At 59.5% G+C, this 25,040-nt stretch carries 23 protein-coding genes; 16 read left to right on the top strand and 7 right to left on the bottom strand.

The window, feature by feature from the left end; genetic code table 11:
• Nucleotides 1-3 precede the first annotated feature (3 nt).
• The 7 genes from EKL02_RS00255 to EKL02_RS00225 are packed head-to-tail and all read left to right on the top strand — an operon-like array spanning nt 4 to nt 10,558.
• Nucleotides 4-726 (top strand): PspA/IM30 family protein, encoded by a 723-nt coding sequence (locus EKL02_RS00255; RefSeq protein ID WP_128900150.1) that lies wholly within the window; start codon nt 4-6, stop codon nt 724-726.
• A gap of 14 nt (nt 727-740) precedes the next feature.
• Entirely contained in the window at nt 741-1,070 is a 330-nt protein-coding gene (locus EKL02_RS00250; protein ID WP_128900149.1) for a hypothetical protein, read from the top strand.
• 18 nt (nt 1,071-1,088) lie between these two features.
• Nucleotides 1,089-1,736 carry a ubiquinone biosynthesis protein gene (locus EKL02_RS00245; RefSeq protein WP_128900148.1) on the top strand — a complete coding sequence of 216 codons (648 nt, stop codon included), beginning with the start codon at nt 1,089-1,091 and terminating at the stop codon, nt 1,734-1,736.
• A 42-nt stretch (nt 1,737-1,778) separates the two neighbouring features.
• The gene (locus tag EKL02_RS00240) at nt 1,779-3,941 is read left to right on the top strand and encodes a hypothetical protein (RefSeq protein WP_128900147.1); all 2,163 of its coding nucleotides are present in this window, start codon (nt 1,779-1,781) and stop codon (nt 3,939-3,941) included.
• Nucleotides 3,942-3,959: 18 nt separating this feature from the next.
• Entirely contained in the window at nt 3,960-4,493 is a 534-nt protein-coding gene (locus EKL02_RS00235; RefSeq protein ID WP_128900146.1) for a zf-TFIIB domain-containing protein, read from the top strand.
• 43 nt (nt 4,494-4,536) lie between these two features.
• Nucleotides 4,537-9,846 carry a DNA repair ATPase gene (locus EKL02_RS00230; protein ID WP_128900145.1) on the top strand — a complete coding sequence of 1,770 codons (5,310 nt, stop codon included), beginning with the start codon at nt 4,537-4,539 and terminating at the stop codon, nt 9,844-9,846.
• The gene (locus EKL02_RS00225) at nt 9,833-10,558 is read left to right on the top strand and encodes a phospholipase D-like domain-containing protein (RefSeq protein ID WP_128900144.1); all 726 of its coding nucleotides are present in this window, start codon (nt 9,833-9,835) and stop codon (nt 10,556-10,558) included. Before EKL02_RS00230 ends, EKL02_RS00225 begins: the two co-directional genes overlap by 14 nt.
• Nucleotides 10,559-10,680: 122 nt before the next feature.
• On the opposite strand, the gene EKL02_RS00220 is transcribed toward EKL02_RS00225, so the two are convergent.
• Nucleotides 10,681-11,967 carry a PHB depolymerase family esterase gene (locus EKL02_RS00220; RefSeq protein ID WP_128900143.1) on the bottom strand — a complete coding sequence of 429 codons (1,287 nt, stop codon included), beginning with the start codon at nt 11,965-11,967 and terminating at the stop codon, nt 10,681-10,683.
• 388 nt (nt 11,968-12,355) lie between these two features.
• Here EKL02_RS00220 and EKL02_RS00215 point away from each other — a divergent pair, with 388 nt between their 5' ends.
• Nucleotides 12,356-12,622: a hypothetical protein gene (locus EKL02_RS00215; RefSeq protein ID WP_128900142.1), complete on the top strand. Its 267-nt coding sequence runs from the start codon at nt 12,356-12,358 to the stop codon at nt 12,620-12,622.
• Nucleotides 12,623-12,679: 57 nt separating this feature from the next.
• Here the strand turns inward: EKL02_RS00215 and EKL02_RS00210 are convergent, their stop codons facing one another.
• Entirely contained in the window at nt 12,680-13,060 is a 381-nt protein-coding gene (locus EKL02_RS00210; protein ID WP_128900141.1) for a GYD domain-containing protein, read from the bottom strand.
• A 334-nt stretch (nt 13,061-13,394) separates the two neighbouring features.
• Between EKL02_RS00210 and EKL02_RS00205 the strand changes: the two genes are divergently transcribed.
• Nucleotides 13,395-13,754 carry a DUF1428 domain-containing protein gene (locus EKL02_RS00205; protein ID WP_128900140.1) on the top strand — a complete coding sequence of 120 codons (360 nt, stop codon included), beginning with the start codon at nt 13,395-13,397 and terminating at the stop codon, nt 13,752-13,754.
• Between the two features lie 2 nt (nt 13,755-13,756).
• Here EKL02_RS00205 and EKL02_RS00200 read toward each other — a convergent pair whose 3' ends face one another.
• Together EKL02_RS00200 and EKL02_RS00195 are read right to left on the bottom strand one after the other, a co-directional pair.
• Nucleotides 13,757-14,398, bottom strand: coding sequence for a response regulator (locus tag EKL02_RS00200; protein ID WP_128900139.1), 642 nt, complete (start codon nt 14,396-14,398; stop codon nt 13,757-13,759).
• A complete protein-coding gene (locus EKL02_RS00195) occupies nt 14,382-15,977 on the bottom strand; it encodes an ATP-binding protein (protein ID WP_128900138.1) in 1,596 nt (531 codons plus the stop codon). Before EKL02_RS00195 ends, EKL02_RS00200 begins: the two co-directional genes overlap by 17 nt.
• Before the next feature lie 297 nt (nt 15,978-16,274).
• On the opposite strand from EKL02_RS00195, the gene EKL02_RS00190 reads away from it, so the two are divergent.
• The 5 genes from EKL02_RS00190 to EKL02_RS00175 all read left to right on the top strand — a co-directional run bounded on the left by EKL02_RS00190 (nt 16,275) and on the right by EKL02_RS00175 (nt 19,507).
• Nucleotides 16,275-16,718, top strand: a complete 444-nt coding sequence (locus EKL02_RS00190; RefSeq protein ID WP_164931895.1) for a universal stress protein — start codon at nt 16,275-16,277, stop codon at nt 16,716-16,718.
• Nucleotides 16,672-17,652, top strand: a complete 981-nt coding sequence (locus EKL02_RS00185; RefSeq protein WP_128900136.1) for a universal stress protein — start codon at nt 16,672-16,674, stop codon at nt 17,650-17,652. Before EKL02_RS00190 ends, EKL02_RS00185 begins: the two co-directional genes overlap by 47 nt.
• A 69-nt stretch (nt 17,653-17,721) precedes the next feature.
• Nucleotides 17,722-17,868 carry a hypothetical protein gene (locus EKL02_RS18070; protein WP_164931893.1) on the top strand — a complete coding sequence of 49 codons (147 nt, stop codon included), beginning with the start codon at nt 17,722-17,724 and terminating at the stop codon, nt 17,866-17,868.
• A gap of 29 nt (nt 17,869-17,897) precedes the next feature.
• Nucleotides 17,898-18,770, top strand: a complete 873-nt coding sequence (locus EKL02_RS00180) for a FapA family protein (RefSeq protein ID WP_128900135.1) — start codon at nt 17,898-17,900, stop codon at nt 18,768-18,770.
• Nucleotides 18,771-18,844: 74 nt separating this feature from the next.
• Nucleotides 18,845-19,507 (top strand): N-acetyltransferase, encoded by a 663-nt coding sequence (locus tag EKL02_RS00175; protein ID WP_128900134.1) that lies wholly within the window; start codon nt 18,845-18,847, stop codon nt 19,505-19,507.
• Here the strand turns inward: EKL02_RS00175 and EKL02_RS00170 are convergent.
• Complete coding sequence (locus EKL02_RS00170; RefSeq protein ID WP_128900133.1) at nt 19,504-20,415, bottom strand: DMT family transporter; 912 nt, start codon at nt 20,413-20,415, stop codon at nt 19,504-19,506. The genes EKL02_RS00175 and EKL02_RS00170 overlap by 4 nt on opposite strands.
• 202 nt (nt 20,416-20,617) lie before the next feature.
• Between EKL02_RS00170 and EKL02_RS00165 the strand changes: the two genes are divergently transcribed.
• Together EKL02_RS00165 and EKL02_RS00160 are read left to right on the top strand one after the other, a co-directional pair.
• Complete coding sequence (locus tag EKL02_RS00165) at nt 20,618-21,316, top strand: response regulator transcription factor (protein WP_164932063.1); 699 nt, start codon at nt 20,618-20,620, stop codon at nt 21,314-21,316.
• 253 nt (nt 21,317-21,569) lie between these two features.
• Nucleotides 21,570-22,790, top strand: coding sequence for a glycosyltransferase (locus EKL02_RS00160; RefSeq protein WP_128900131.1), 1,221 nt, complete (start codon nt 21,570-21,572; stop codon nt 22,788-22,790).
• 35 nt (nt 22,791-22,825) lie between these two features.
• Here the strand turns inward: EKL02_RS00160 and EKL02_RS00155 are convergent, their stop codons facing one another.
• Both EKL02_RS00155 and EKL02_RS00150 read right to left on the bottom strand, forming a co-directional pair.
• Complete coding sequence (locus EKL02_RS00155) at nt 22,826-24,046, bottom strand: ATP-binding protein (RefSeq protein ID WP_128900130.1); 1,221 nt, start codon at nt 24,044-24,046, stop codon at nt 22,826-22,828.
• Nucleotides 24,047-24,052: 6 nt separating this feature from the next.
• Nucleotides 24,053-25,033: a diguanylate cyclase gene (locus tag EKL02_RS00150; protein WP_164931892.1), complete on the bottom strand. Its 981-nt coding sequence runs from the start codon at nt 25,031-25,033 to the stop codon at nt 24,053-24,055.
• Between the last annotated feature and the right edge of the window lie 7 nt (nt 25,034-25,040).

Below are 25,040 nucleotides of genomic sequence, written 5' to 3'. Positions count from 1 at the left end.
GTCATGGCTGTCTTTTCCAAAATCCTGACTCTGTTGCGTGGCAACCTGCGTGATATCGGCCAGAGCGTGGTCGACAACAATGCCACATCGATTTACGAGCAAGAAATCGTCGAAGCCAAAAACCATGTGGCCCGCGCCCGGCAAGACCTGACCGCAGTGATGGCCAAGGAAATGCAAGCCGGCCGGGAAATCGAGCGCCTGGCGCAGGAACAGCACAAGTATGAGGAAATGGCCTTGGAGGCCCTGAGCAAGGGGCAGGCCTCGCTGGCCGAGGAAGTCGCAGAAAAAGTGGCCAACCTGGAAATCGCCAGTGCCGAACAAGCCAGGACGCGCGCCGAGTTCATCGCCCACATCACGCGCCTGAAGGACATGATCCGCAATGCCGAAGCCGGCCTGCGCGAACACGAACGTCAACTGACCATGGCCAAGACCACGGAAAGCGTCTACAAGGCGACCGCGACGATCTCGCAAAGCATGGGCACCAGCGGCTCCAGGCTGATGAGCGCGAAGGAATCGCTTGAGCGCATCAAGCAGCGTCATCAGGATTTGGCTGACCGTATGGAGGCAGCCGAAGCGCTCGAAGGCGAGCTCGGCGGCCGCGCACTGGAAGCCAAGCTGGCCGCTGCCGGCATCGGCGGCAACGTCAACCGCAGAAGCGAAGTGCTGGCCCGCCTGCAGGCACGCCTGGCGGCGCCTGCTACTGGCAATCCGCCTGAAGTCAACTGACGGGAGCCGAGACCATGGTGCGCAGTTCACGCTGGTCCAGTTCGGACGCCGCCCTGCGCGCCGTGCAGGTGGCGTTCGATGTCGAGCAGCAGGTGATCGAGGCGGTGCGTTTTGCCGCCTTCGAAAACCAGCTTTCGCCATCTGACCAGATCCGCAAGATTCTCGGCTTGCCGTGCACCAGTAAGCCGGTGCGCCCGCGCCTGACCGTGACCTTGAGCGATGCCGATTACGCGGTGCTGGCCGAACGTTTTGCCATCGATGTGGAAGATAAACGACGCATCAAGGAAGTTTTGCATCAGGAACTGATAAACTTTTCTAAAAAACAAGTAACGCCTAAAAAATAATATTCAGGGGGAGGATCGATGTCGACCTGGCAATTGCTCAGCAGTTTTCCCACGGCTGTACCGACGGTGGTGCTCGCCATTTTGCTGATCTATTGGCTGCTGTCCATCATCGGGCTGGTCGACCTTGGCGACAACCTCGAACTTGAACTCGGCCACCATGACTTGCACGCCGGGCATCACGATACCGATGTGCACGCCCTGGCTGGCTACCTCGTTGCCATGGGCCTGGGCGGCGTGCCGCTGTCGATTGCCGTTACTGCGCTCACCTTTTTTACCTGGATGTTTACCGCATTGCTGCACGAATACCTGCTGGTCTGGGTGCCGACCATGCTGCTGCAGATGTTGCTGGGCGCGGGCGTCCTGCTGGTCGCTGCGGCACTATCCATTCCCGTGTCCGCGCAATTGATCAAGCCCTTGCGCGGCCTGTTCGTCAAGCACCATGCCCGCAGCAACAGCAGCCTGGTTGGTCTCAGTTGCCGCATCGTCACGCAAAGCGTCGATGAAAAGTTCGGCCGCGCCGAAGTGCGCGACAGCGGCGCCAGCCTGAATATCCGCGTGTGGGCGCAAACGCCCAATGCGCTCACCAAAAATTCCGACGCAGTCATTCTCGCCTACGACGAGGCCCGCCAGCAGTACGAAGTGCAGGCCGTCGCCGAAAAGTTTTAAACCTTAACGCCAACCCATCCGACTATAACGACAAGGAAATCCATGGATATCATGCTGCTCTCGATCGGCATCGGCACGCTCGTGCTGCTGGGCCTGCTGGCAATGTTCGCCAAGTTCTACCACAAGGTGGAACAGGGCCATGCCATGATCATCAATACGCTGCGCGCCGAACCCGAAGTGACCTTCACCGGCGGGATGGTCTATCCGATCATCCATAAAGCCGAATTGATGGAAATTTCCCTGAAGACGATCGAAATCGAGCGCCTCGGCAAGGAAGGCCTGATTTGCCAGGACAATATCCGCGCCGATATCAAGGTGACTTTTTTCATTCGCGTCAACAAGACCGCCGAAGACGTGCTGAAAGTCGCGCAGGCGGTAGGCTGCGCCCGCGCTTCCAGCCAGGATACGCTGGAAAACCTGTTCTCGGCCAAGTTCGCTGAAGCCCTGAAAACCGTCGGCAAGGCTATGGATTTCGTCGAGCTCTACCAGGCGCGCGACCGCTTCCGCGATGAAATCATCCGCCAGATCGGCGACGACCTGTCCGGCTATGTTCTGGAAGATGCCGCCATCGACTATATCGAGCAAACACCGCTGGACAAGCTGGATGGCCACAACATCCTGGATGCCCAGGGCATCAAGAAAATCACCGAGCTGACGGCGATCGAAAACATCCGCACCAACGAGCTGAAGCGCGATGAAGAAATGCGCATCAAGAAGAAAAACGTTGAAACCCGCGAAGCCATTCTCGAGCTCGAACGCCAGCAAGCCGATGCCGAATCGCGCCAGAGCCGCGAAGTGGGCTCCGTGCGTGCGCGCGAACAGGCCGAGACCGAAAAGGTGCAGTCAGAGGAACGCGCCAAGTCCGAACTGGCCCGCCTGCAGGCCGAGCAGCTGATCATGGTGCAGCAGGAAAACACCACCCGCGAAAAGGAAGTTGCGGAAAACAACCGCAAGCGCGCCGTCGCCATCGAGGAAGAGCGCGTCACCCGCGCGCGCATGCTCGAGATCGTCGAGCGCGAACGCGAAGTCGAATTGCAGACGATCGAGAAGGAAAAGGCCATCGAAGTGCAGAAGAAGGCCATCGCCGACGTGATCCGCGAGCGCATCGTGGTGGAACGCACCGTGGCCGAGCAGGAAGAAGCAATCAAGGAAGTGCGCGTGGTGTCCGAAGCGGATCGCCAGAGGAAGTCGGTGGTAATTACCGCGGAAGCAAGCGCCGAAGAAAAAATGGTGTTGACCGTCAAGGCGGCCGAAGCCGAGGAGCGCTCGGCCAAGCACAAGGCAGGGCAGGAATTGACGTTGGCCGACGCGCGCCTGAAAGTGGCGGAAAAAGCCGCCGAAGCCAAGAAGCGCGAAGCCGAAGGCATCGAGGCTGAAATTGCCGCGCCGGGCCTTGCCGACGCCCGCATCAGGGTAGCCGCGGCCGAAGCGATCCTGAAGCAGGGCTCGGCCGAAGCCGAAGCGATTCGCCTGCGCATGGAAGCAGAAGCCAAGGGCAAGATCGCCGATTCGGAAGCGGTCCTGAAGCAGGGCGTGGCGCATGCAGAGACCACGCGCCTGCAACTGGAAGCGCAAGCCAAAGGTAACGAACAGCTCGGTCTGGCGGAAGCGGCCGTGAAGACTGCCGATGCCGATGCCGTCATCAAGCATGGCGAAGCCGAGGCCCACGTGATCCAGGCGCGCTTCGAGGCAGAGTCGGCCGGCCTGCGCCAGAAGTTCGAGGCGATGGCAGCCATGAGCGACGACACCCGCGCCCACGAGGAATTCCGCATGCAGCTGGAAATCTCCAACCAGCAGATCAACAAGGGCATCGATGCGCAGACTCACATCGCCAAGGACCAGGCCGAAGTGCTGGGCAAGGCGCTGCAGAATGCCAAGATCGATATCGTCGGCGGCGAAGGAGATTACTTCGACCGCTTCGTCAACGCGCTGGCGATCGGAAAGGGAATCGATGCCACGATCGACAAGAGCAAGACGCTGCAGGTTGGCCTGAAGGATCATCTGCGCGGCGAGCGCGACATGGTCGGCGACATCCGCGGCTTGCTCGGTGCGCTCGGCGGCAGCGCCGGCGAACTGCAGCAGCTGACGGTGGCCTCCTTGCTGGCCAGGGTCAGCAAAGATGGCACGCCGCAGCAGCAATCCGCGCTCAACAGCCTGCTGGCCAGCTTCAAGCCCGGCCCTGAATCCCTGCAAGCCCCGAAATAAACCAGGAAGAAGACCATCATGTTATGTCCTGCCTGTAATGCCAAGGAATTTTCCCAGGTGCTCCTGAGTGGTGATCTGCCGGTGCTGAGCTGCAAGGCCTGCAGCGGCGTCTGGGTAGACCTCGATACCTATCGCGCCTGGCGCCACCTGGTGGCCGAGTCGCCCGAAGCGGTGTTCGCCGCGGAAATTGAAACGGAAGACGATGCCGCCAGGTTTTGTCCGAAGACCCGCCGCCTGATGGCGCGCGTCAAAGTCAGCAATGAAGCGCCGTTCCGGCTCGATTACAGCGCGGCAGGCCAGGGCATCTGGCTCGATCGCGGCGAATGGGACGTCTTGATGGCGCTCGGGCTCGAACGCCAGCTGGACATGGTGGTCTCGGAGCGCTGGCAGCGGCAATTGCAGACGGCGGCCTCGCGTGAACGCCTGGACCGCGCCCAGCGCGCCCGCTTTGGTGACGCCGCCTATGACGAGCTGGTGCGCATGCGTGAGTGGCTGCAGACGCAGCCAAACAGTGCTGAAATGATCGCCTTCCTGAGCGCCAGGGTGGATTGATCCGTCGCAGCGCTGCCCCATCCATCGAGCGGAAAATTCGTAAATGAGCGAAGTTACTACCGAAGCCGCATCCACCCGGCCGGCTGCGCCGGATGCCGGGAGCGCCGAGCAGAGCATTGCCCAGGCCGTCGCCGGTTCCAGCAGCTTTGACCTGTTGCGCAAGCGGCTGGGAGCGCTGGGCAAGGATTTGCTGGACAAGGCTGGTGCGGTCAACCACGCCCGGCTGAACGAATTCGGTCGCGAGGATATGACCCTGCTGGCGCGCACCCGTGCCCGCACCGAAAACAATTGTGTCGCGCGCGACCTGGTGCCGGTTGGCGACGTGCTGGTGTTCGGCTACAACGTCTTCATCGGCTTGCGCCAGGAAACGCGCGTGGCCGATGTTTTCGCGCTATATCGGTTGCGCGCCGACGGCGACCAATACGAGCTTGATGCGGTCGCACTGGAACAGACTTTCCTCAATGATCCGCGCTTCGTTGCCGAATTCCGCGAGCTGTACAACTATTACCGCAACGCCCAGCTGGTGCAGCTGCGCGTAACGCAAGGTAAGTTTCTCGCTGCCTTCAAGATCGGCGAGCGCATCACCGATGTGCGGGTATTCCGGTGGCAAATCAAGGATTCCGGCGAAGTCACGTATATCGACAATCGCGGCGAACGCGACATCGCGCTTCCCCCGGCCTACGATTTCGAATGGACTGCAACCACTCGCGAGCAGCACGTGCTGGGCAAGCACCCGCATGTCAACGTGCTCGATACTTTGTTCGTCGAGACCATCGGTGGCGACCTGACCATCAAGGTCGAGAACAATACCGAAACCGGGCTGGGCATCTATACCGAGCCGGTAGAGGATCGCAACCAGTCGTTGAACGATGCCGACATCGCCTATGCCGCAGTGGGCGAACTGGTGCTGTTGCGCATCAAGCCGTACCGGGAAACGACAAGCCGCCACCTGGTATTCAATCGCCGCACGCGCCAGGTGACGCGCGTCGACGCCATTGGCGCTTCCTGCGTCCAGCTGCCGGAAGACCATGGCATCGTTTTCCCTGGCGGCTACATGCTGCAAAGCGGCGAATGCAAGCTGTTCGGCGACTTGCCGGAAGGGCTGCAGTTCAAGCGCCGCCTGCTGGCGCCGAACGGCGAGGATGTGCTGTACGTGTTCTACAGTATCGAAAAGGGCATGTATGTCATTCTGACCTACAACCTCATCAACAAGACGCTGGACAAGCCGCTGATGGCGCATGGCTATGCGCGCTTCGACGACGGCCGCATGCTCTTGTTTACCGCCGAGAGCGAGGAGCCCACGCGCAATCACCCGATGCAGCTTTGGCAAACGCCCTTCCATAGCGATGAGCATGCCGCCCGCCAGGCGCCGCGCCAGACCTTCTTTGGCAAGATCGGCAACCGTGAACTGGTGCGCGGCCTGTCCGAACTGTATTCGATCGCGCGGCTCGTGCAAGAACAGGATGCGGCCGGCCAGGACCAGCTGCCGACACGCTTTGTCTATGAAACGCTGATCAGGCAAAGCCGGCGCGTAACAGATGCCTATCCGTGGCTGGCCGAAGCCGAATCGCGGCAAGCCGCAGGCGTCGTGCGCGGCATGATCGAGGTGGCCAGCGCCACGCTGGATGAATTCGACAAGGTCGCAGCGATCCGCCAGGAAGCGCAACGCACGCTGCAGCAGACCGAGCAGGCGCAGCGCCAGTTGCTGACGGAAACTGCCAGCCGCCTGTGGCAGTCGCCAACCGACTTTATCGAGGCGCTGGAGCAAATCCGCCTGGCGCGCGGCCGCTTGGCCAGCCTGCGCGAGCAGCGCTACATGGATGTGGCGCGCCTGACGCAGCTGGATGGCGAACTTGGCGTGGAGGAAGGTCGGGTATCGGAGCGCACCGTGCAATTCCTGGCGCAGGACGACGCCTTTGCGAGAATCAATGCGGAGCTGGACAGGCATCGCAGCCAGTTGCCAAACCTGCACACCACGGCCGAGCTGGCGCCATTGCATGAGGCGCTGGATAAAACGGCGCACAACCTCAATGGCTTGAACGAATTGCTGGGTACGTTGGCGGTGGGCGACGCCACCCTGCGCACACGCATCCTCGATGCGATTTCCGGCATTTATGCCAGCGTCAACAAGCTGCGGGCCGAAGCGCGCCAGCGCAAGAAGCAATTATCCCAGGGCGAATCGGCCGCCGAGTTTGCTGCCCAGTTCAAGCTATTCGGCCAGGCCGTGGAAAGCGCGCTGGAACAGGCTGAGACGCCCGAGCGCTGCGATGACTTGCTGACGCGCCTGCTGGCGCAGCTGGAAGACCTCGAAGGGCGCTTTGCCGAGCAGGAAGAGTATCTTGCCGAAATTGCGCACAAGCGCGAAGCCGTGTATGAAGCGCTGGAAACGCGCAAGCAGACGTTGCTGGATGCGCGCCAGCGGCGCGTGCAGGCCATCATGGATGCGGCGCGGCGCATCCTGGCCGGCGTGCCCAAGCGCCTGGCGCAATTGCGCGAAGCCGCCCAGCTCGAAGCGTATTTCGCTTCCGACGCGTTGCTGGGCAAGCTCAAAAGCAGTATCGAGGAGATGCGCAAGCTGGGCAACAATGTGGGCGCGGACGACCTGGCCGGGCAATTGAAAAACCTGCGCGAGCAGGGCCAGCGCGCGCTGCGCGACCGCAATGAACTCGTCACGGGGAACACCATTCGTCTGGGCCGCCATGCCTTCACGGTCAACCAGCAGGCGCTCGACTTGACGATCGTGCCGCGCGAGGAGCGCCTGGCATTCCATCTGACCGGCACCGATTATTTTTCAGAACTGAACGATGAGCGCCTGCAGGCACTGCACGCTTACTGGGCGCAGGAAAGCCTCGCAGAATCCCAGCATGTCTACCGTGCCGAATACCTCGCGTACCAGATCATCCTGGCAGCGCAGGCCGAAGAGGAGGGCTGGCGCTGGACGGAATTGCTCGCAGCGGCACGCCAGACCGGCAGCGATGGCCAGCAATTCGATGACAGCGTGCGGCGCTTTGCCGCGCCGCGCTATCACGAAGGCTACCAAAAGGGCATCCACGACCACGATGCCGCCGCGATTCTGCGCCAGTTGGCGCCTCTATTCGAAAATGCCGGCCTGCTGCGTTACAGTCCGCTGGCGCGCGCGGTCGCCCTCTTGTACTGGCAGGACATGAGCGCCACGCCCAGCCTGCAGATGGCTGCGCAAACCCTGCAGCATCAGGCCGAACAAGCCGAGCTGATGCGCCGCCAGTTCGGCAGCGAGCGTCTCTGGCAACAGATTTCCACCCAGCTGCAGCAAGCCCTGCAAAAATTCCTCGCGCAGCAACAGCTGGCGCTCGATGCCTGGCTTGACCCCGCCACCGAGTCGCCGGCCATTCTGCTGGAACAGGCAGCCGCCTATCTGCTGGCCGAACTCGGCGCGCAAGCCGGGCTGGCAAGCCGCGCCCAGGCGCATGAGTGGGTACTGAGCCGCGCAGCGTCCGACCTGGCGCAGGGGTTGCAGCAGCACCTGGCGCGCCACAATATTGCGCCGCCCTGGCAGGATGCGGCCCATTCCTGGCGCCAGCGCTGGCAGCTGGCCACCGAATGGCTGCATGGCTATATCAGCCAGCAGCAACTTGACCTGACGCTCTTGCCCGAGGCTGCCGCCGCCCTGTTGTGCACGCTGTCGCGCCGCATCCAGGCCGCCGACCTGCAGGCGCCGGTGCAAGGCTTGCTGGGCGAGCATCCACGCATTGCCGGGCAAGGATTTACCCTGCAGTTGAATGATTTCATGCGGCGCCTGCAGCACCATACGCAAGTGGTCGTGCCCGCCTTCCGCCAGTTGCAGCAATTGCGCCAGACCCTGGCGCAGGACGAAAGGGCGGCCCTGCGCCTGGAACAGTTCCAGGCCAAGCCGCTATCGTCTTTCGTGCGCAACCGCCTGATCGATGAAGTCTACCTGCCACTGGTCGGCGACAATCTGGCCAAGCAGATCGGTGCGGCAGGGGACCAGCGCCGCACCGATTCGATGGGCATGCTGCTGCTGATTTCGCCGCCGGGCTACGGCAAGACCACCCTGATGGAATACCTGTGCGACCGGTTGGGGATGATTTTCGTGCGCATCAATTGTCCGGTGCTGGGCCATGGCGTGACCTCGCTCGACCCTGCCCAGGCCGCCAACAGCGCCGCCCGCATGGAACTGGAAAAGCTCAACCTCGGACTAGCGATGGGCAACAACGTCATGCTCTACCTGGACGATATCCAGCATACGCACCCGGAGTTCCTGCAGAAATTCATTTCGCTGGCCGACGGTACCCGGCGCGTCGAAGGCGTCTGGCGCGGCGAGAGCCGCAGTTACGACTTGCGCGGCAAGCGCTTTGCCATCGTCATGGCCGGCAACCCCTATACCGAATCGGGTGACGTCTTCAAGATCCCCGACATGCTGGCCAACCGGGCCGATATCTACAACCTCGGTGACGTCCTCTCCGGGCGCGAAGAAGCCTTCGCCATGTCGTATATTGAAAATGCCCTGGCGGGCCACCCGGTATTACAGCCGCTGGCCGCGCGCGAGCCGCAGGATATCCAGCGCCTGATGCGCATGGCGACGGGCGAACCGGTGCCGGCAAGCGACCTGAAGCATGGCTACAGTGCACAGGAAATCAGCGAGATCTGCGCCGTGCTGCAGCGCCTCTTCAAGGTACGCGACGCGCTGCTCGCCGTGAACCTGGCCTATATCGCCTCGGCGGCGCAGGACGATGCCTACCGCGCCGAGCCGCCGTTCAAGCTGCAGGGCAGTTACCGCAACATGAGCAAGCTGGTGCCGCGCGTCTCTGCGCTGATGAGCGACCAGGAACTCGACAACCTGTTGCGCGACCATTACCGCGGCGAAGCGCAAACGCTGACTACGGGCGCCGAGGAAAACCTGTTGAAGCTCGCCCATTTGCTGGGACAGCCGAATGCCGATGAACAGGCCCGCTGGAAGGCCTTGCTGGAGGATTTCGTGCGCCTGCGCAAACAGGGCGGCGCCGATGCCGATGGCGCCACCAGGGTGGCAAATTTGCTGGGCGATATCAGCCAGCAAATCGCCGCGCTCGGCCTGCGCCTGCAACCCGAAGTGCAGATCAACCTGCCCGAGCAGGAATTACTGCAGATTGCCATTGGCCGCCTGACGGATAGTTACGAGAAATCGCTGATGCCGATGTTGAGCGCAATGAACCACAAGATGCGTCTGGACCATAGCATCTGGGATGGCGTGCGCGAAATGTCCGCCAATGTAAAGGAACTGGAAAAACGCCTGGGACGCCTGCAACCGGTCAAGGAAAAGCCAGCAGCGGCCGCCCACAAGCCAGCCGCCAGGAAGCATGATGGCGAGGCATGAGGCCACGCCAACTGTTGGAACTGTGCTGGCGCACCTTGAGGCCAGCATTGCCGATGCGCACCTGAGCGATGCCGAGCGGCGCGAGCTGATGGCCTTGCTGCGCGAGGGCGCCACACCCGAGGAGGGGTTGCGCCGGGTGCGCAACCGCGCCTTTGAGCTGGTGCGGGAACGCCTGGAGGGCATCGAGGCCATGTCCCTGCTCAAATGGCTCGATGGCGTCGCGCGGGCCCTGGACGCCGTGCGCGCGCCGGCTGACGCCGTACGCAGCGAATCGCATTTCAGTCCGGGCCATGCTTGCCTGCGGGCCATCCAGCAGCAGCTGCGCAGCGCCAGGAGCAGCATCGACATCTGCGTGTTCACGCTGTCGGACGACCGCATCAGCGCGGAAGTGCTGGCGGCGCATCAGCGCGGCGTTGCCGTGCGATTGATCACCGACAACGACAAGGAATTCGATGCCGGCAGCGATATCGATACGCTGCGCCGGGCCGGCATCGCCGTGGCTGTCGACCGCACCGCTGCCCACATGCACCACAAGTTTGCCTTGTTCGATGGCCAGTGGCTGCTCAACGGCAGTTACAACTGGACCCGCAGCGCCTGCGAAGTCAACGAAGAAAACCTCGTCGTCACCAACGAGCCTGGGCTGGTGGCGGCTTTCGCGGCGCAGTTCGCCGCGTTATGGCAAGCGCTGGCCACGTCCTCCAAAGTGGCGTAACTCCTGGCCTGATAGCCTGTCTTTCCGGTTGTCTGGCGCGTTCCCTGTAGAGATAAAAAAAGCGGACCATGCGGTCCGCTTTTTGGCTCGCCCTGAAGCCAGGGCGATACGTGCGCCTGTCTTTACGGGCAGGTGCTGTCGATGACGTAGTAGTTGGTGCCGGTCTGGCGCAGCTTAGACGTGTAGAAAGTGTTGTACAAGCCCATGCTCTGGTTCGAACCGTTGGCTTTCGCAGTGCCAGCACTGTTGTAGGCGCGGCCGGCAGTCACGTGGGCGTAGTTGCTTGCATTGAAGCAGGCGCCGGCAACCGTCGTGGTGGTCGTGCTGGTCACCGTCGTCGAGCTTGTGGTCGGCGCGCTCGAGGTGCTGGAGTACGCCGTGGTCGAGGTGGTGGCGCTGGTCGTGGTCGTGGTGCCGGTGTCGCCGCCAATGATGCCCCAGAATTTGCCGATGTAGTAGCTCGAGCAGATATTCACGTCGAGGATATAAGCACCAGCCGTGCCGCACTGTCCGGCGCCGGTGCCCGGATCGACTGGCGTGCCGTGAGCCATGTTGGTGATGCTGTAGGTTTCCACGATGGCATTGCCGCTGGCGTCTTTGTACACCTTGTGCGGGAACCCGGCAACGGTGTCGCTGACGTCTGCAGTCTGGTCGATGCCGTGGTAATTGGTCCACTGCTGCATGGTTTCATCCATGTTCATCGGCTTGACCGTCGTGTCGGAAGTGCCCTGCCAGATCGAGACTTTCGGCTTGCGGCCGTTATAGCCACTGTAACCGCTGCGTGCAAGGGTGCCCCAGTCGGCCGGGGTCTTATCGGTGCCCGGGCTCATGCAGCTGAAGGCAGCAGTCATGGAGGTGGCGCACTTGTATGGGCCGCCTGCAATCGGAGCGGCGCCAGCAAAGACATCGGGATAGGTGGCGGCAAGCACATTCACCATGTAGGCGCCGGCGGACAGGCCAGTCACGAAGACGCGGCTGGGGTCGATCGAGTAGTCGGCTGCCATCTTGTCGACCATTTGCTTGACCGACAGGGATTCACCCTGACCACGGGCGATGTCGCCCGCTTCGAACCAGTTGAAGCATTTGTTCTGGTTATTTGCGGATTGCTGTTCCGGGTAGACAACGTAGAACTTGTGGGTATTGGCCAGAGCGGTCCAGCCGGATGCCTCGTAAGCGGCTGCGGTTTGGGTACAGCCGTGCAGCGCAACCACCAGCGGCGCGTTTGCCGGCATGGCGGAAGGCACATGCTTGAACATTTTCAAGGCGCCAGGATTGCTGCCGAAGCCGGTGACTTCGGTGGCAGCGAAGGCGGACGATGCGCTCAGCGCAAGAATCGACACGCCAGCTGCAAAAATGCCTTTACGCAAGACTGACGAAAGGCGGGAAGAAGTGTAAGTAATCTGTTCCATGGTGGACGTCTCCTGATTATTATGGTTTGTTGAATTAACAACATTTATCTAAATGCCGCGATCTATTCTTGTGATAGCTGGACCAGCACTTATGGGTACAAATAGTGCCATAACAAATTTCATTTGAGTCGGTCTCCAGACTGGCAGAATGGCCAGTCATTTGTGTCCTGACTTCACGAATGCCGTGCAAGGTTTTGTAAAGAAGTAAAACAAAAATTATCTATTTTGCAATGATGTGCTTGTCGCTATGACGACGTGGTGGGCGGGCATGCCCCTGAATTGTTTTTTGTGCAATTTGATGGCTTGCGCGACAAATCGGTTTGTCGGCATTGAACAATATCCGGCGTAAACAATCTTATGGGTTTGCGTATGTGATTGGACTTCGCCAATGAAAAGGTTGCTGCTGATTTTGTGGCGTACAAGCCGGACGGATCTGCGCCTGGCCTGGTTTGCCTTGCGTCATCCCGCTCGTCCCGTCTGGCTCTTGCCGGCACTGGGATTGCTGGGCTTGTATGCGATAGCGCCCTTCAGTTATGTCGTGCCACTGTTGGGGGTGGTCGATGACCTCGTGGTGGTGCCGCTTGCCCTGCATGCCTTGCTTAAATTACTTCCGGAGCCGATACGCGTTGGCGAAGGCCGGCGCTATGCCGCCTGAAGCATCAATGCAGTGAGTGTTGCGGACGCGCTGATGGCGTCGAGGCATCAGGCGGGATTATTTATTCGCCAGATGGCCGCCCTCTGCATCCCACTTGGCAACTTCGGCTGGATCCACTTCAAATCCGGGTGGGCGGTAACTTCCTGTTTTTCTCACCGCTGCGTCAATCTCCTTGGTAGTCAGCAGCACCGTCGTCTTGCACGCCGCGGCGCCGCTGGCATTTACCCGCAACCCGAGCGCGGAGGCGCTGATATTGTCCGGAAGTTCTCCGATAATGAATACGTCGGTATCACCAAAAGCATAGTAAAAGGCTTCGACCGTGCCGCCCAGTGACTTGAACAGGGTCTCAACGGCGGTGCGCCGCATGCTCCCACCTTCCTTCAAAAGACCGCTTATACCCTCGCCGACATAATTGGCTTGAATCAGGTATTTCGGCATGACAGCCTCCATTGAAAACATCGGACGTAACACCTTCCCCTTTGTTATAGGCTACTTGCGCGCGGGGAAAAAGAAGAGGCAGTGCAGGAACCTTGATGCTGGATAAAGCCTTGGCACATTGGCATGGCTTGCAATTTTTAAACATCTGGCGACTCGCCTGGACAACAGCTCCGGTGCAACGAGCACGTATTCTTAAGCGTGCTTCGTTGCGACCTGTTTCAACCTGCCTGACAAAGTCATTGTCCTAACATCAGCTTCGGCGCGCGCGGCGCATTATGATGAATAAGCATTGAGAGGTATTTGTCAGCGCAGTGAAATTTTCAAGGAGAATGCCATGGCTTATGTCGATGGGTTTGTCTTGCCGCTCCCCAAAAAGAACCTGGACGCCTACCGGGAGGTCGCAAAGAAAGCGGGCGCGATCTGGCGCGAACATGGTGCGCTGCAATTTCGCGAATGCATTGCCGACGACGTGAAGCCTGGCAAACTCACCTCGTTTCCCCAAAGCGTCGATCTCAAGGACGACGAGACCGTCGTGTTTTCCTGGATCGTCTATGAATCGCGTGCCGCGCGTGACGAAATCAACGGCAAGGTAATGAACGATCCACGCATGGCGGACATGATGAAGCCGGAAGCCATGCCCTTCGACGGCAAGCGCATGATCTATGGCGGCTTCGAGATGCTGGTGGACCTGTAATATTACGATTCCTGCAATGGCGTGCCGCGCAGACTCATTTCATTTTGCAAGTGCAAGCGAACCAGGTCGGCGCTGTTTGCAGCGCCCATCTTGTTCATGATGCGCGCCTTGTGCACTTCCGCAGTGCGTACACTGATTGCCAGGGTATCAGCGATTTCCCTGTTGTGGCGGCCGGCAACAACAAGCAGCAGCACCTCACGTTCGCGCGGCGTCAGCGTCGCATAGACTTGCGCATAGGCAGCGCCAGCGCGGCGTTTTTCCTCGGCGCGCGCATGCTGCGATAATGCCTCGTCAATTGCCTTGACCAGCTGTGCTTCCTGCAACGGCTTTTCCAGGAAGTCGACTGCGTGTGCGCGAAAGGCTTCCCGCGCCGAATCGACATCGCCATGCCCGGTAATGATGATCACGGGGAGATGCGCCGCTTTTTCACGCAGGAGTTTTTGCAGGGCAAGGCCATCAATGCCAGGCATGCGGATATCCAGTAACAGGCAACCGCGCATGTCATCGGAGCACGCATTCAAAAATGCCATGCCATCGGCAAAAAACGCCGTGCTGTAGCCATGCAGGCTCAGCAACAGGCCAAGGGCATCGCGCACAGCGGCGTCATCATCGACGATATAGACGGTGTTATTGCTGCTGTTCATCGGAATAATCCAGGCCGGTGAGGTTTGCAGGGAGCGTGATTTTCAACACGCCGTGGGGACTCGGCTCTATGGACAACGTGCCCCCGTGTGTCTCAATGATCGAACGGCTGATCGCCAGTCCCAGCCCCATGCCGCTGGATTTCAGCGATATGAAAGGTTCAAACAGCCTGGCGCGAATCTTGTTTGCAATGCCTGGGCCATTATCGGCAATGCGGATCCAGATCCATGGGCCATCGGTGCCGGCTTCGACCGTGACTTTCCGTGCCTGATTCTCCACCTGCTGCGTCACCGCCTGAAAGGCATTGGCAAGCAAATTCCGCAAGACGATTTCGAGCTGGATGCGATCGCCCAACAGGGTTGCGGCGGGCACATTGCAAATCACAAATTCAATTTTCTCGCTGCGCGCCTGCTCCTGGAAAGGCGGCGTTGCGGCATCAATCAACTCTGCCAGCTGCAGGACCTCCAGGCGCGTTGAACCGGTGCGGAAAAAATCACGAAGTCGCTTGAGTACGTTGGAAGCCCGGTCCGACTCCGCGACCATGGCATTCACGGCTTTCTGCAATAGCGGGTTGCCGCCGTCGCGCTCGATCAATTTGGCGCAGGCGCTGCCATACGCGGCCAATGCCGTTAGCGGCTGGTTAAGCTCGTGGGCCAGGGCGCCGGCCATCTCACCGGCAGCGGCAAGCCGCAATGACTGCCGCAATTCGTTGCTGGCACGCTGTGCGACATCGACAGCGATGCCAATCAGAAAGCCCGACAACGTCAGGGTCAGCACAAGCACTTGCACGTCGGGTACTTTCGCCGCATAGGCATTGGGCAGATAGGTCGCGGCCATGACGCATACCTCGAGCGCTGCGGTGGCAGCCACGGCGCCCGCCATGCCTTGGCGCGCCGCTGCCCATGCCAGCGGAAAGAACAGCAGATAATAAGCCATCGATTCCCTGGGGGGCTGGTTCATTGACGTCCACAGTATCAATACCATGAGCGCCATGTAGCCTGCCGTTTCCCAGTTCACCACTTTGGCCATCAAATTGAAGCGGGATTCGTAATCCGCCAGGCAATAGGCTATCGACATGAACGTCACCATGCCCGCAATTTCGGCGACGCCATACCGGATCAGCGTATCGGTCCAGGCGTCGGCGCCGATGGCGCCAGTGCCCAGCACCACGCTTGCATACAGCATGCCGCTGAAAATGCTGGCAGGCGTCGCCGCGGCGAGCCACAAGAGCAATCCCTTGTGGCTCGCCAGGAATATCCCATGTTCGAGGTGCCGTCGCATGAACAGCGCGATGGCGAAGTAGCCGGGTAGCGGCAGCACGCCGATAAAGAGGGACCATGCAGGCGTATCAGGCAACACCGGCACCACCCATGACGACAAGGTGGCCGCCGCCGCCAGGGGAAGCAGGCCGCGCCAGCCGCTGCGCAACAAGACAAATACCGCAAGGCCCGCAGCCGGATGCAAGATTGGATTGATGGGCTGGTAACGCATGGGCGGCCCGCACAGGATATCGAGCGCAACATAGGCGCCAATACAGCCGGTTACCCACCAAAAATAGCGCAGCGAATGCAGTTCAGGCATGGTTGCTCAACGCGTCCAGAAAATGAAGATCATACCGAAGACAGGCGATTCAATCAGCGCTGACGGACGGATGCCCTCACACGGCGATCGATAAGTAAAACACGTACGTACTAGCCCCAATTTTTAATTTCGCGGGGATGTCCGATACTACCGCATCGCCAGGCTTCGGGCATCGGTGAAAGAACCGGCCAGGAAGGTGCGCCAACGCTGTGCAGCCATGGAGGGAACGTGCGGTATCGGGGATGCAAGGATGATTCTGGCAGCAACGCACTGGTCGGAAAATCCTACCGCAGCGTCGTGGTGGCGGTCGATGGCACCGACAGCGCATACCTCCACATCCGGCAGGCCTATGCGCGGGCGCCGCATGCGCAGTTAATCCTGGTGCATGCAATGGCCGATTCCGCGGCACGCATCGCAACCTTCGCAGAAGCGTCCGAAGACGGTTTTCGCCAGATGCGCGTGCGTCAGCATGAAGATGCGCTCAATCGTCTCAATGACCTGCTGGAGGACTGCGGTGTCCCGCAACAGCAGGCCGTGAAGGTGGTGGAGTTTGGCTACGCCTCGAAATTGATTCTGGAGAGCGAGATAAGGTTTGCCGCCGATTTGCTGGTCATCGGCCGCAGCAACAACGCCGGATTCAGACGGCTTTTTTTTGGCAGCGTGACCTCGCAGGTCCTTGCGAAGTCACGCTGTGATGTGCTGGTGGTGCCAGCCAGGGAAAGTGAAACATTCAAGTGGTGAATGCATGTTTGATATCCGGAGAATAATTGCCACGACTGACTTCTCTGCAGATTCAGTCAGTGCCGAATCGAGGGCGGCGCTGCTTTGCCGGGATATGCGCCTGGACGCGCTCGAACTGCTGGCGGTTCAACGCAGAGGATTTGGCGACATGCTGGCGCAGGCGTTGCGAAGCGGGAGTGCCGATCCGGAGGCGATGCTGGTGGCCCAGGCATTGCAGCAGCTGAGGCAGGCAAAACAGCGCATCAGGTCCGCCTTCGATGTGCGCTGCCGCTACGCCGTGCGTATCGGCGACCCCGTGGCGGAAGTGCTCGCAGCATTGCAGTCCAACGGGGCGGACATGATTGTCATGGCCAAGCCAAGCGGCACTTTCCCCGGGAACCTGATGGAAAGCCCGGCGCACCGGCTGGTGCGCATGGCGAAATTGCCGGTGCTACTTGTACGCAATGCTCCCCTTGGCAGCTATCGCGAAGTGCTCGTTCCCGTTGATTTTTCGAACGAGTCCAGGCACGCGGCCAGGCTGGCGCTGAGGATTGCGCCCAGGGCAAACATCACCTTTTTGCATGCATTCCGCGTCTGGGCAGAAGGGAAAATGCGCGAGGCGGGCGTCTACGACGAAGTTATCCAGGCATATCGCATGAAGTATCGCGAGCAGGCCCAGCAGGAACTTGATCAATTCATCAAAGACCTGGGGCCGATATCGCAAGACATTACCCGCGTCGTCCAGTTCGGCTGGGCAGTGCCGGTGATTACGTCGTATGCACAGAAAGTGTCGCCTGACCTGATTGTATTGGGAAAGCACAGCGGCTCACGCGTCGAAGAATTTTTGATCGGCAGCGTCGCGAAACGCACAATCGATCAGACGGCAAGTGATGTGCTGATTACGCCAGGACATGCGCCGGATCAGGACGCCTGGTATGACCGGCCGGCTGCATAGCCGGAGATTTCCGCATTTGAAAAGCGAATACCAGATAACCGGCAGTCACGGCCGCAGCGGAAGGCAAGCATGAAAAATCCCTGGACAAAACATCGCTACGGCAAGCGGTACTTCGCCCTGCAATTGATTGCACATGGTAGCCGCCGGCGCAACCTGGTGAGGATCGTGATTGCCGGCACCGCCGTCATGGCAGTGCTTGCAAGTTTAGTCGAGTAACGCAAGGTTTCAATTTTAACTGTATCGAAATGGATCTTCATAAAGAATTTGTCAAAGCCAAGCGCCCTTGCACGGATGGCTTCCGCTGGTTTCTGCGCAACTGCCACGAGGGCAGCGATTATCAACCCCTGCTGGATGCCCTGGTGACTGCCGGCAGGGTGGCAGACGCCTGCTGGCTTCTCGACCAGTTTGGCCCAACGGACGCAGTCCTCACCGTTGATGCAATTGAAGCTGACGCGATCGTGTTCGCCGGAACGCTGGAAGTGCGCGGCAACATCGAGGTCGATTCGCTCGTGCGCGCAGGCCGCACGATTCGCACCGGCGGCGGAATCCGCGCGGGCCAATCCATCATCGCCGGAGAAGATATCCGCGCTGCCGGCAGCATCCGCTGCGACGGCGCCATTAGGGCGGGCGGCGACATCAAGGCGGGATGGGGCATCGATGCCGAGGGCGAGCTGCGCTGCGGCGGCGATTTGCGCGCCGAGTGGGCGCTTTATTGCAGCGGCGCGCTTTCCGTGAAGGGCAATGTGATCGTGGGTGAGGACCTGGTCGCCAAAGGCGCAATCCGCTGCGGCAAGAATGTGCGCGCCGGCGGATCCATCACGGGCGCAGGCGACCTCCTTGCGGGCAACGGTGTTGAAGCGGGCGAGAGGATTGCTTGCCGCGGGCATCTGGAGGCGAACTGGGGCATCAAGGCGGGCATGTCCATCCTGGCGGACGGCGCCATCAAGGCCGGCGAGAGCCTGCATGCAAAGGAGGAAATTCGGGCGGGCGCGGGTTACGGGATCTATGCAGGCCTGATTGTCCAGTTCGATGCCTGGGAAGCCAGCGCCCGTGTGCAAGCACGCTCGAAGCCGGAGCGCCTGATGAGCGGCTGGTGGGATGGCGTCTGCAGTGCGTGATGGCGCATTCCGCATCTTGAAATCGTCCTGGCCCAGGACATCGTTGTTGGGAGAATGTGTTGTATCGCTTGTGCATGCCTTTGTCGCCGTTGCCCTGGCTGGCGCGCGCGCTCGAATTGCGTATCGACGTTGCCGCGCCGTCGGGGCTGGAACAGGAACTGGAGACGCTCTACCGCCGCCTTCACCGGCCTGGCGACGCGCTTTATGGCCTTCCCGTCATTTGCCTGAATTTCCCGGGATTCGTGTTCCGTTATCGCGAGGCGGACGGTGAGCATTACATTTATGTCGAAGATGCTGCACGCCAGTGTTTGGCAGGGTACACCGTGCTCAACCGCCTGGTCGAAGTGCATCGCCGGGCAGATCCTTACCTGCGCGCGCCGCATTCCAAATACGCGCCTGCTTATCAGCGTCGCGGCATAGCGACCGCCATTTACCGCTGGTGGCTGGAGGCGGGAAATTGCCTGATCACAGGCGCGCGCCAGTCCGTGGGCGCGAACGCATTATGGCACTCGCTGGCCAAGCGATATGAATTGCTATATGTCGACCTGCGCAGCAAGTCCATGCGTGCATTGGGCAGGCATGTCGACCAGGCCACCCAAGAAGACTTGCACACGCGCATGCTATTGCTTGGCAATGGCTGGCATCTCGATCGGCTGGCAGCGTGCACCGGCATGCTGCTGCACGCCGGCGACCTCGAAGATGCCCGAGGCATAAGAGGCAGGATGCGCGCGCATTAGTCTTTGGGCTGCCGCACCACCAGGAGTACCCCCAGGCCGCAAATTGCCATGCCGACGAGCGCCCATCCTGTCAGTGATTCGCCGAATATCAGCCAGGCCATGACCGCCGTTACGGGCGGCACCATGTAAAACAACGAGGTGACACGGGTTGCCGCACCGTGGCGTATCAATAAGTACAGCAGCATGATCGAAGCAATCGACAGGACGATCACCAGCCATGCCAGTGCAAAGATGAATTGCCCGGTCCACTGGACTTGCATGGTTTCCAGGTTGGGCGCCAGCACCAGGTATAGCAAGGCACATGCGGAAAACTGAATCACCGTGCCGCTCAGGAGATTGAGATTGGGGCAAAAACGTTTTTGGTATAGCGTGCCAAAGGTAATGGAAAGCAGCGCCAGGAGCGCCAGCGCATAGGCAGTGGCGTCAGCCTGCCCCAGGTTGCTCTTGCCGGACACCACCAAGGCCACGCCGATGAAGCCAAGCGTCAGCCCGATCCACTGGATCCGGGTCACTTTGTCCTTGAACCAGGCCGCCGCGAGAACCGCAGTCAGCACGGGCTGCAAGCCGACGATCAGGGAAACGACGCCTGCCGACATGCCATGATGAATCGCGCTGAAAACGCCGCCGAGATATCCCGCATGCAGCAACAAGCCTGCCACTGCCGTGTGGGCATAGTCCACCCTGCGGGCCGGCCACGGCGCCTTCATGAGCAAGGCAATGGGCGCCAGGATGAGCAGTACGGCGACAAACCGTATCAAGAGGAAGGTGAGCGGCTCTGCATAAGGCAAGCCCAGCTTCCCGCCGATAAAACCGGTCGCCCATAAACCGACAAAAGTCGCTGGCGCAAACTTGATCCAGGATAAAGATTCGGCGGCGGCTGCCTTGGGCGTTTCCAATGTTTGTTTCATGATGAAAGTGTAGCCTGATATATCCAAAGTGATGTCAAGCCGATGAAAAGATCGGTATATTTGGCAAAAGCCAGCCCAGGCGTAGCCATGCCATGGATGTTCTGGCGCAAATGTAACGCGGGCAAATCCTCGGGATTTCATTACGGCGAAGAACACGCAAGGATATGACAGGTGCCAGATGAACGACAAGCTGCCTAATTCGGTGACCAAGGTCTTGTTGGTGGACGACGATGTCGAGCTGATTGCCATGTTCAAAGATTACCTTGAACGCGAAGGCTTTGACGTCGCGGCGCAGCATGATGGCCAATCGGGCGTGGAAGCAGCGTTAACCGGGCACTACGCGATCGCGGTACTTGACGTCATGATGCCGAAAATGAACGGCGTCGATGCGCTTCGCAGAATACGCCATTCGAGCAATATCCCGATATTGATGCTGACGGCGAAGGGCGACGACACCGACAAGATTATCGGCCTGGAATTAGGCGCGGACGATTACGTCCCCAAGCCGTGTACGCCGAGGGAATTGACCGCACGTATTCGGGCTATTTTGCGGCGCATGCAGCCAGTGCAGTCTGCCAGCCCGGAGAGCGAGCCGGCCGCGCCCATCCTTGTCGGTCAGCTTGCGATGTGGCTGGATAAAAGGCGTGCTGAATGGGACGGCAAGCCCCTCGATCTCACCAGCACGGAATTCAACCTGCTGGAAATTCTGGCACGCAATGCCGGCCATACGGTCAGCAAGGCGGCCTTGTCTGAAGAAGGCCTGGGCAGGACGCTGAGCCGCTTTGACCGCAACATCGATGTCCATTTAAGCAGCTTGCGGCAAAAGCTGGGCACCCTGTCCGACGGCCGCTCCAGTATCCAGACAGTGTATCGCCAGGGTTACCAGTTCATTCGGGAGTGACCGTGGGCCCGCCGTTCGGGAAGGGCTATTTCCATTTGCCATTTATTTTCCCCAAGATGGTGCGAAGCCAGTGAGATGCCGGGCAAAGGCGTCACAAACTGCCTTCTCAAAATCGTCTTTACAAATCTTTACACCCGCTTGCCTCGATCCGTTGCGTCGAATCAGAAGAGCCTGACCACTACTTTCTACACTCAGGTCTTAGTAGTCATGACGCGTTCGATGGCTTGATGACACCGGATCAATAAGGGGAAAAATGCGCGAACATTGCATTGCCGTGACACGGTTTGCGAGTGACCAGCCGGGCTTTCTGGACTTTTCCTACAGGATCAAGGCACTGGCAAAGGCCTATCGACTGACCGTAATCAGCCTGGAGCCTTTGCAACAGGAGGAGTTGCGCATCGATGGGGTCGAGTACATCGTATTTCCCTTTGGTCAGGGGCGGTTCGGCTGGATAAAATACTTGTATACTTGCGCACGGCTGGTCAGGCGTGACCGCCCTGATCGCGTCGTCTTGCTGCATTCCCTGTTGACGCCCATGTTGTGGCTGTTACGGAAAATTCCGGTTGCGCTGTACTGGAATGAGCATCCGAGCCGATTTACCGCCCTGCCACCTGGGCATCCATTCCTCAAGCGGCTCGCAAGGCGCCTGTCCCTGAAATGGGCGTTCTACGCCGCAGCCAGACGCGCGAGCCTCCTGATGCCAATCGGCGAGGCACATTATCACGACTTGCTTGCGCACGCATGTGATCCGGCGCGGGTAAAACTGATTCATATGGGCGTCTGCGAGCGATTCTTGCGCACGGCCGGCAATGGCGGCCATGGTGCCCATCATGCCCCGGTCAATCTGGTCTACGTCGGCACGGTCAATCAGGCACGTGGCCGCGATGTCATGCTGGAAGCACTCGCGCTGGTCAACCGCGAACAACGCATTGCCCGCCTGGCGATCATCGGCGCTTCTGAAGAAGAACTTCATTACTGTGGAAAGCGCGCCGTGGCGCTTGGCATCGCTGCCGACATATCGTTATCGGGCCGCGTTTGCGGCACGCAGGTCCCGGCGATGTTGAATGGCATGGATGCCGGTCTCTGCCTGTGGGAAGACCGGCCATGGTGGCGCTTCAATCCGCCTACCAAACTGTTTGAATACCTGGTGGCGGGACTGCCTGTCCTGGCCAGCAATATCTGTACGCATACCCAATACATCACGGATGGACACAATGGGATCATTTTTGAGTACGATGCCGGCAGTCTGGCAAATGCAATTCAACGACTCTGGGAAATGCGCAACGATTTACCAATGATAAGGAGAAACGCCTTTGCCTCTGGCACGCAGTACCTGTGGCGTGAAATCGAGCCGGTATTCCTGCAGGCGGTCGCAGGAATGACTGCCAGAGGCCATGCTGCGACGCCCAAAAGGGCGTGCGATTCTTCAATGACTGGCGATCTTCAAAAAGGGCCGAAAGGCGAAACGGCATAATGCCGTCATGTGATATTGCGTCGCTTCCGTCTTACCTAGATCTGGCTTGCATGACTTTGTGTCTCGGCTGAATTCAGGCGCTGCAGCGGCAAGCTGATTTCGACGTGAAGACCACCGTCTGGCAAGTTGGAAGCGGATATTGATCCCCCGTGCGCGGCAATAATGCGCCTGCTGATCGCCAATCCCAATCCATGGCCATCGGTTTTTCCGGCCGTGTGGCTGCCGCGGAAGAATGGCTGGAAGACCGAGTCCAGCTCTTCCGCGGGGATGCCGTTGCCATTGTCCTTCACCGAAATTCTGAGCGCATGTGTCAACTCGACCGTCGCCGCTATCTGCACCGTCGTGCCTGGCGGCGTATGGTGGATGGCATTGCGGACGATATTCTCAAGCGCCCTTGCAAGCAAATCAGGATTGCATAGTATGAAAGCGGCCGGCGGCTCGGAGTAATGAACGTACTTGCCGTGGACCTGGGCTTCAAAGTGCGCGGAGTCCGCCACCGGCGCAAGAATGTCGCCGATTTCAATGGTGTCCCTGGCATTGATCGGGATGTTGGTGTCGAGCCTGGAAAGCGTCAGCAATTCCCCGATGAGGCGGTCGATGCGAAGGACTTCGCTATCGAGGCGATCCAGCAAGTGTGCGATTTTTTCGGGCTGCTGGCGCACCAGTCCCATTGCCGCCTGCATGCGCGCAAGGGGAGATCTAAGTTCATGGGATACGTCGTGCAGCAATTGGCGCTGTCCATCCATGACGGTCCGCAATTGCGTGGCCATCTTGTCGTAGTCGCGAAGCAGGTCTGCCAGTTCATCGCTGCGCTGTTCGATGCTTGCCGCAGCACGCGGCTGCAAATTGCCGGAAGCCGCTTCCTGGAATGCTGACCTCAGGCTGCGAATCGGCCGCGAGAGATATCGGGTGAGGAAGGTTGCAACAATGAGGCTGGCCAACAGATGGGCAACCAGCGGTTCAAAAGGAAGTATCTTGAAACCGTGCGGCGGCGGTGGCGGCCTGAGGCCGGCGGCTGTTGTCACGGGGGCAGCTTGTTCGGCAGCGAGGAAATAAGCTTTGCCGTCAGTCTTGGCGGATTCGATTGTCGTAGCGGTTGCGTCGGGCAGGAGGTCCAGGTGGGCGATAGATTCACTGACGGTGCGATTGCGGTTTAGCCAGCTTTCCGTAAGCTCAACGATGAACATCACAGACATCGTACCGATGAGTTGGGCAATCCAGATCGGTATGAAGAACTTCCAGAACAGGCGGCCCATGATGTGCTATTGAAAACTTATATTTGAAGCCGAATGGGTTCTGGCGTCGCCGAAGGCGGGAAAGCCGGCGAACTGATAGCGGTTCTTCCCTGCGTGCTTGGCGCAATAGAGCGCCTCATCTGCCCGCAAAAGCAATGTCTGCGCATCTTCCGCATCCGTGGGGTAGAAGCTGATGCCAATACTTCCGGTGACTTTCACAGATTTGCCGCCAATATCGAGCGGTACTTCCAATAAACTGAGTATCTTGGTCGCAGGCCGCACGATATCTTCCACGCGGGAAATCTCGGAGAGCACCATGATGAACTCGTCTCCGCCAATGCGCGCAACGGTATCCTCCTGGCGTGCAACGGAACGCAAGCGCTCAGCAATTTCCTTCAGAAGGTCGTCGCCACAGGCATGGCCGTAATGGTCATTCACCTGTTTAAATCCATCAAGGTCCATATACAGCAGTGCCACCATCTGCTGGTGACGACGCGCATATTGCATGGCAATTTCAATCCGGTCCGACAGCAAACGCCTGTTGGGCAATCCTGTCAGGGAATCGTGCAGTGCTTTTTCTTCCAGCAACCGGCTTTGCGCAGCCATGGTTTTGTACAAGAGCCGCAGTTCAATCGCATTGCGCATGCGCAGGTCCAGCTCGGCAAGGTTATACGGCTTGATGATGAAGTCGCGTGCGCCAGCCTCCAGCGCGGCGACCTTGTAACGCTCATCCCCGGTAATGGCAAGCACTGGAAGAAAGGCATGTTTTTCGACTTCCTTTAGTTGCGCCATCACGTCCAGTCCGTTCATTCGAGGCATATGCATGTCAAGCAGGATCAAGTCATAGTCGTTTTGCGCATGCAATTTGCAAACCTGGCTTGAGTCCCCGATGGATGAAACGTGGGTATATCCGCGCACTGCAAGGATTTCCGAAAGCAGGTTGATATTATCCGCACTGTCGTCTACCAAAAGAATGCGAGCGGCTCGAATGGCATCCAGATTTATCATTGCGTCC

The sequence above is a fragment of the Janthinobacterium sp. 17J80-10 genome, from assembly GCF_004114795.1.
GTDB lineage: Bacteria > Pseudomonadota > Gammaproteobacteria > Burkholderiales > Burkholderiaceae_D > Paucimonas.
The sequence above is the reverse complement of the archived record's forward strand: the minus strand, read 5'-3'. Positions and strand labels throughout refer to the sequence as shown.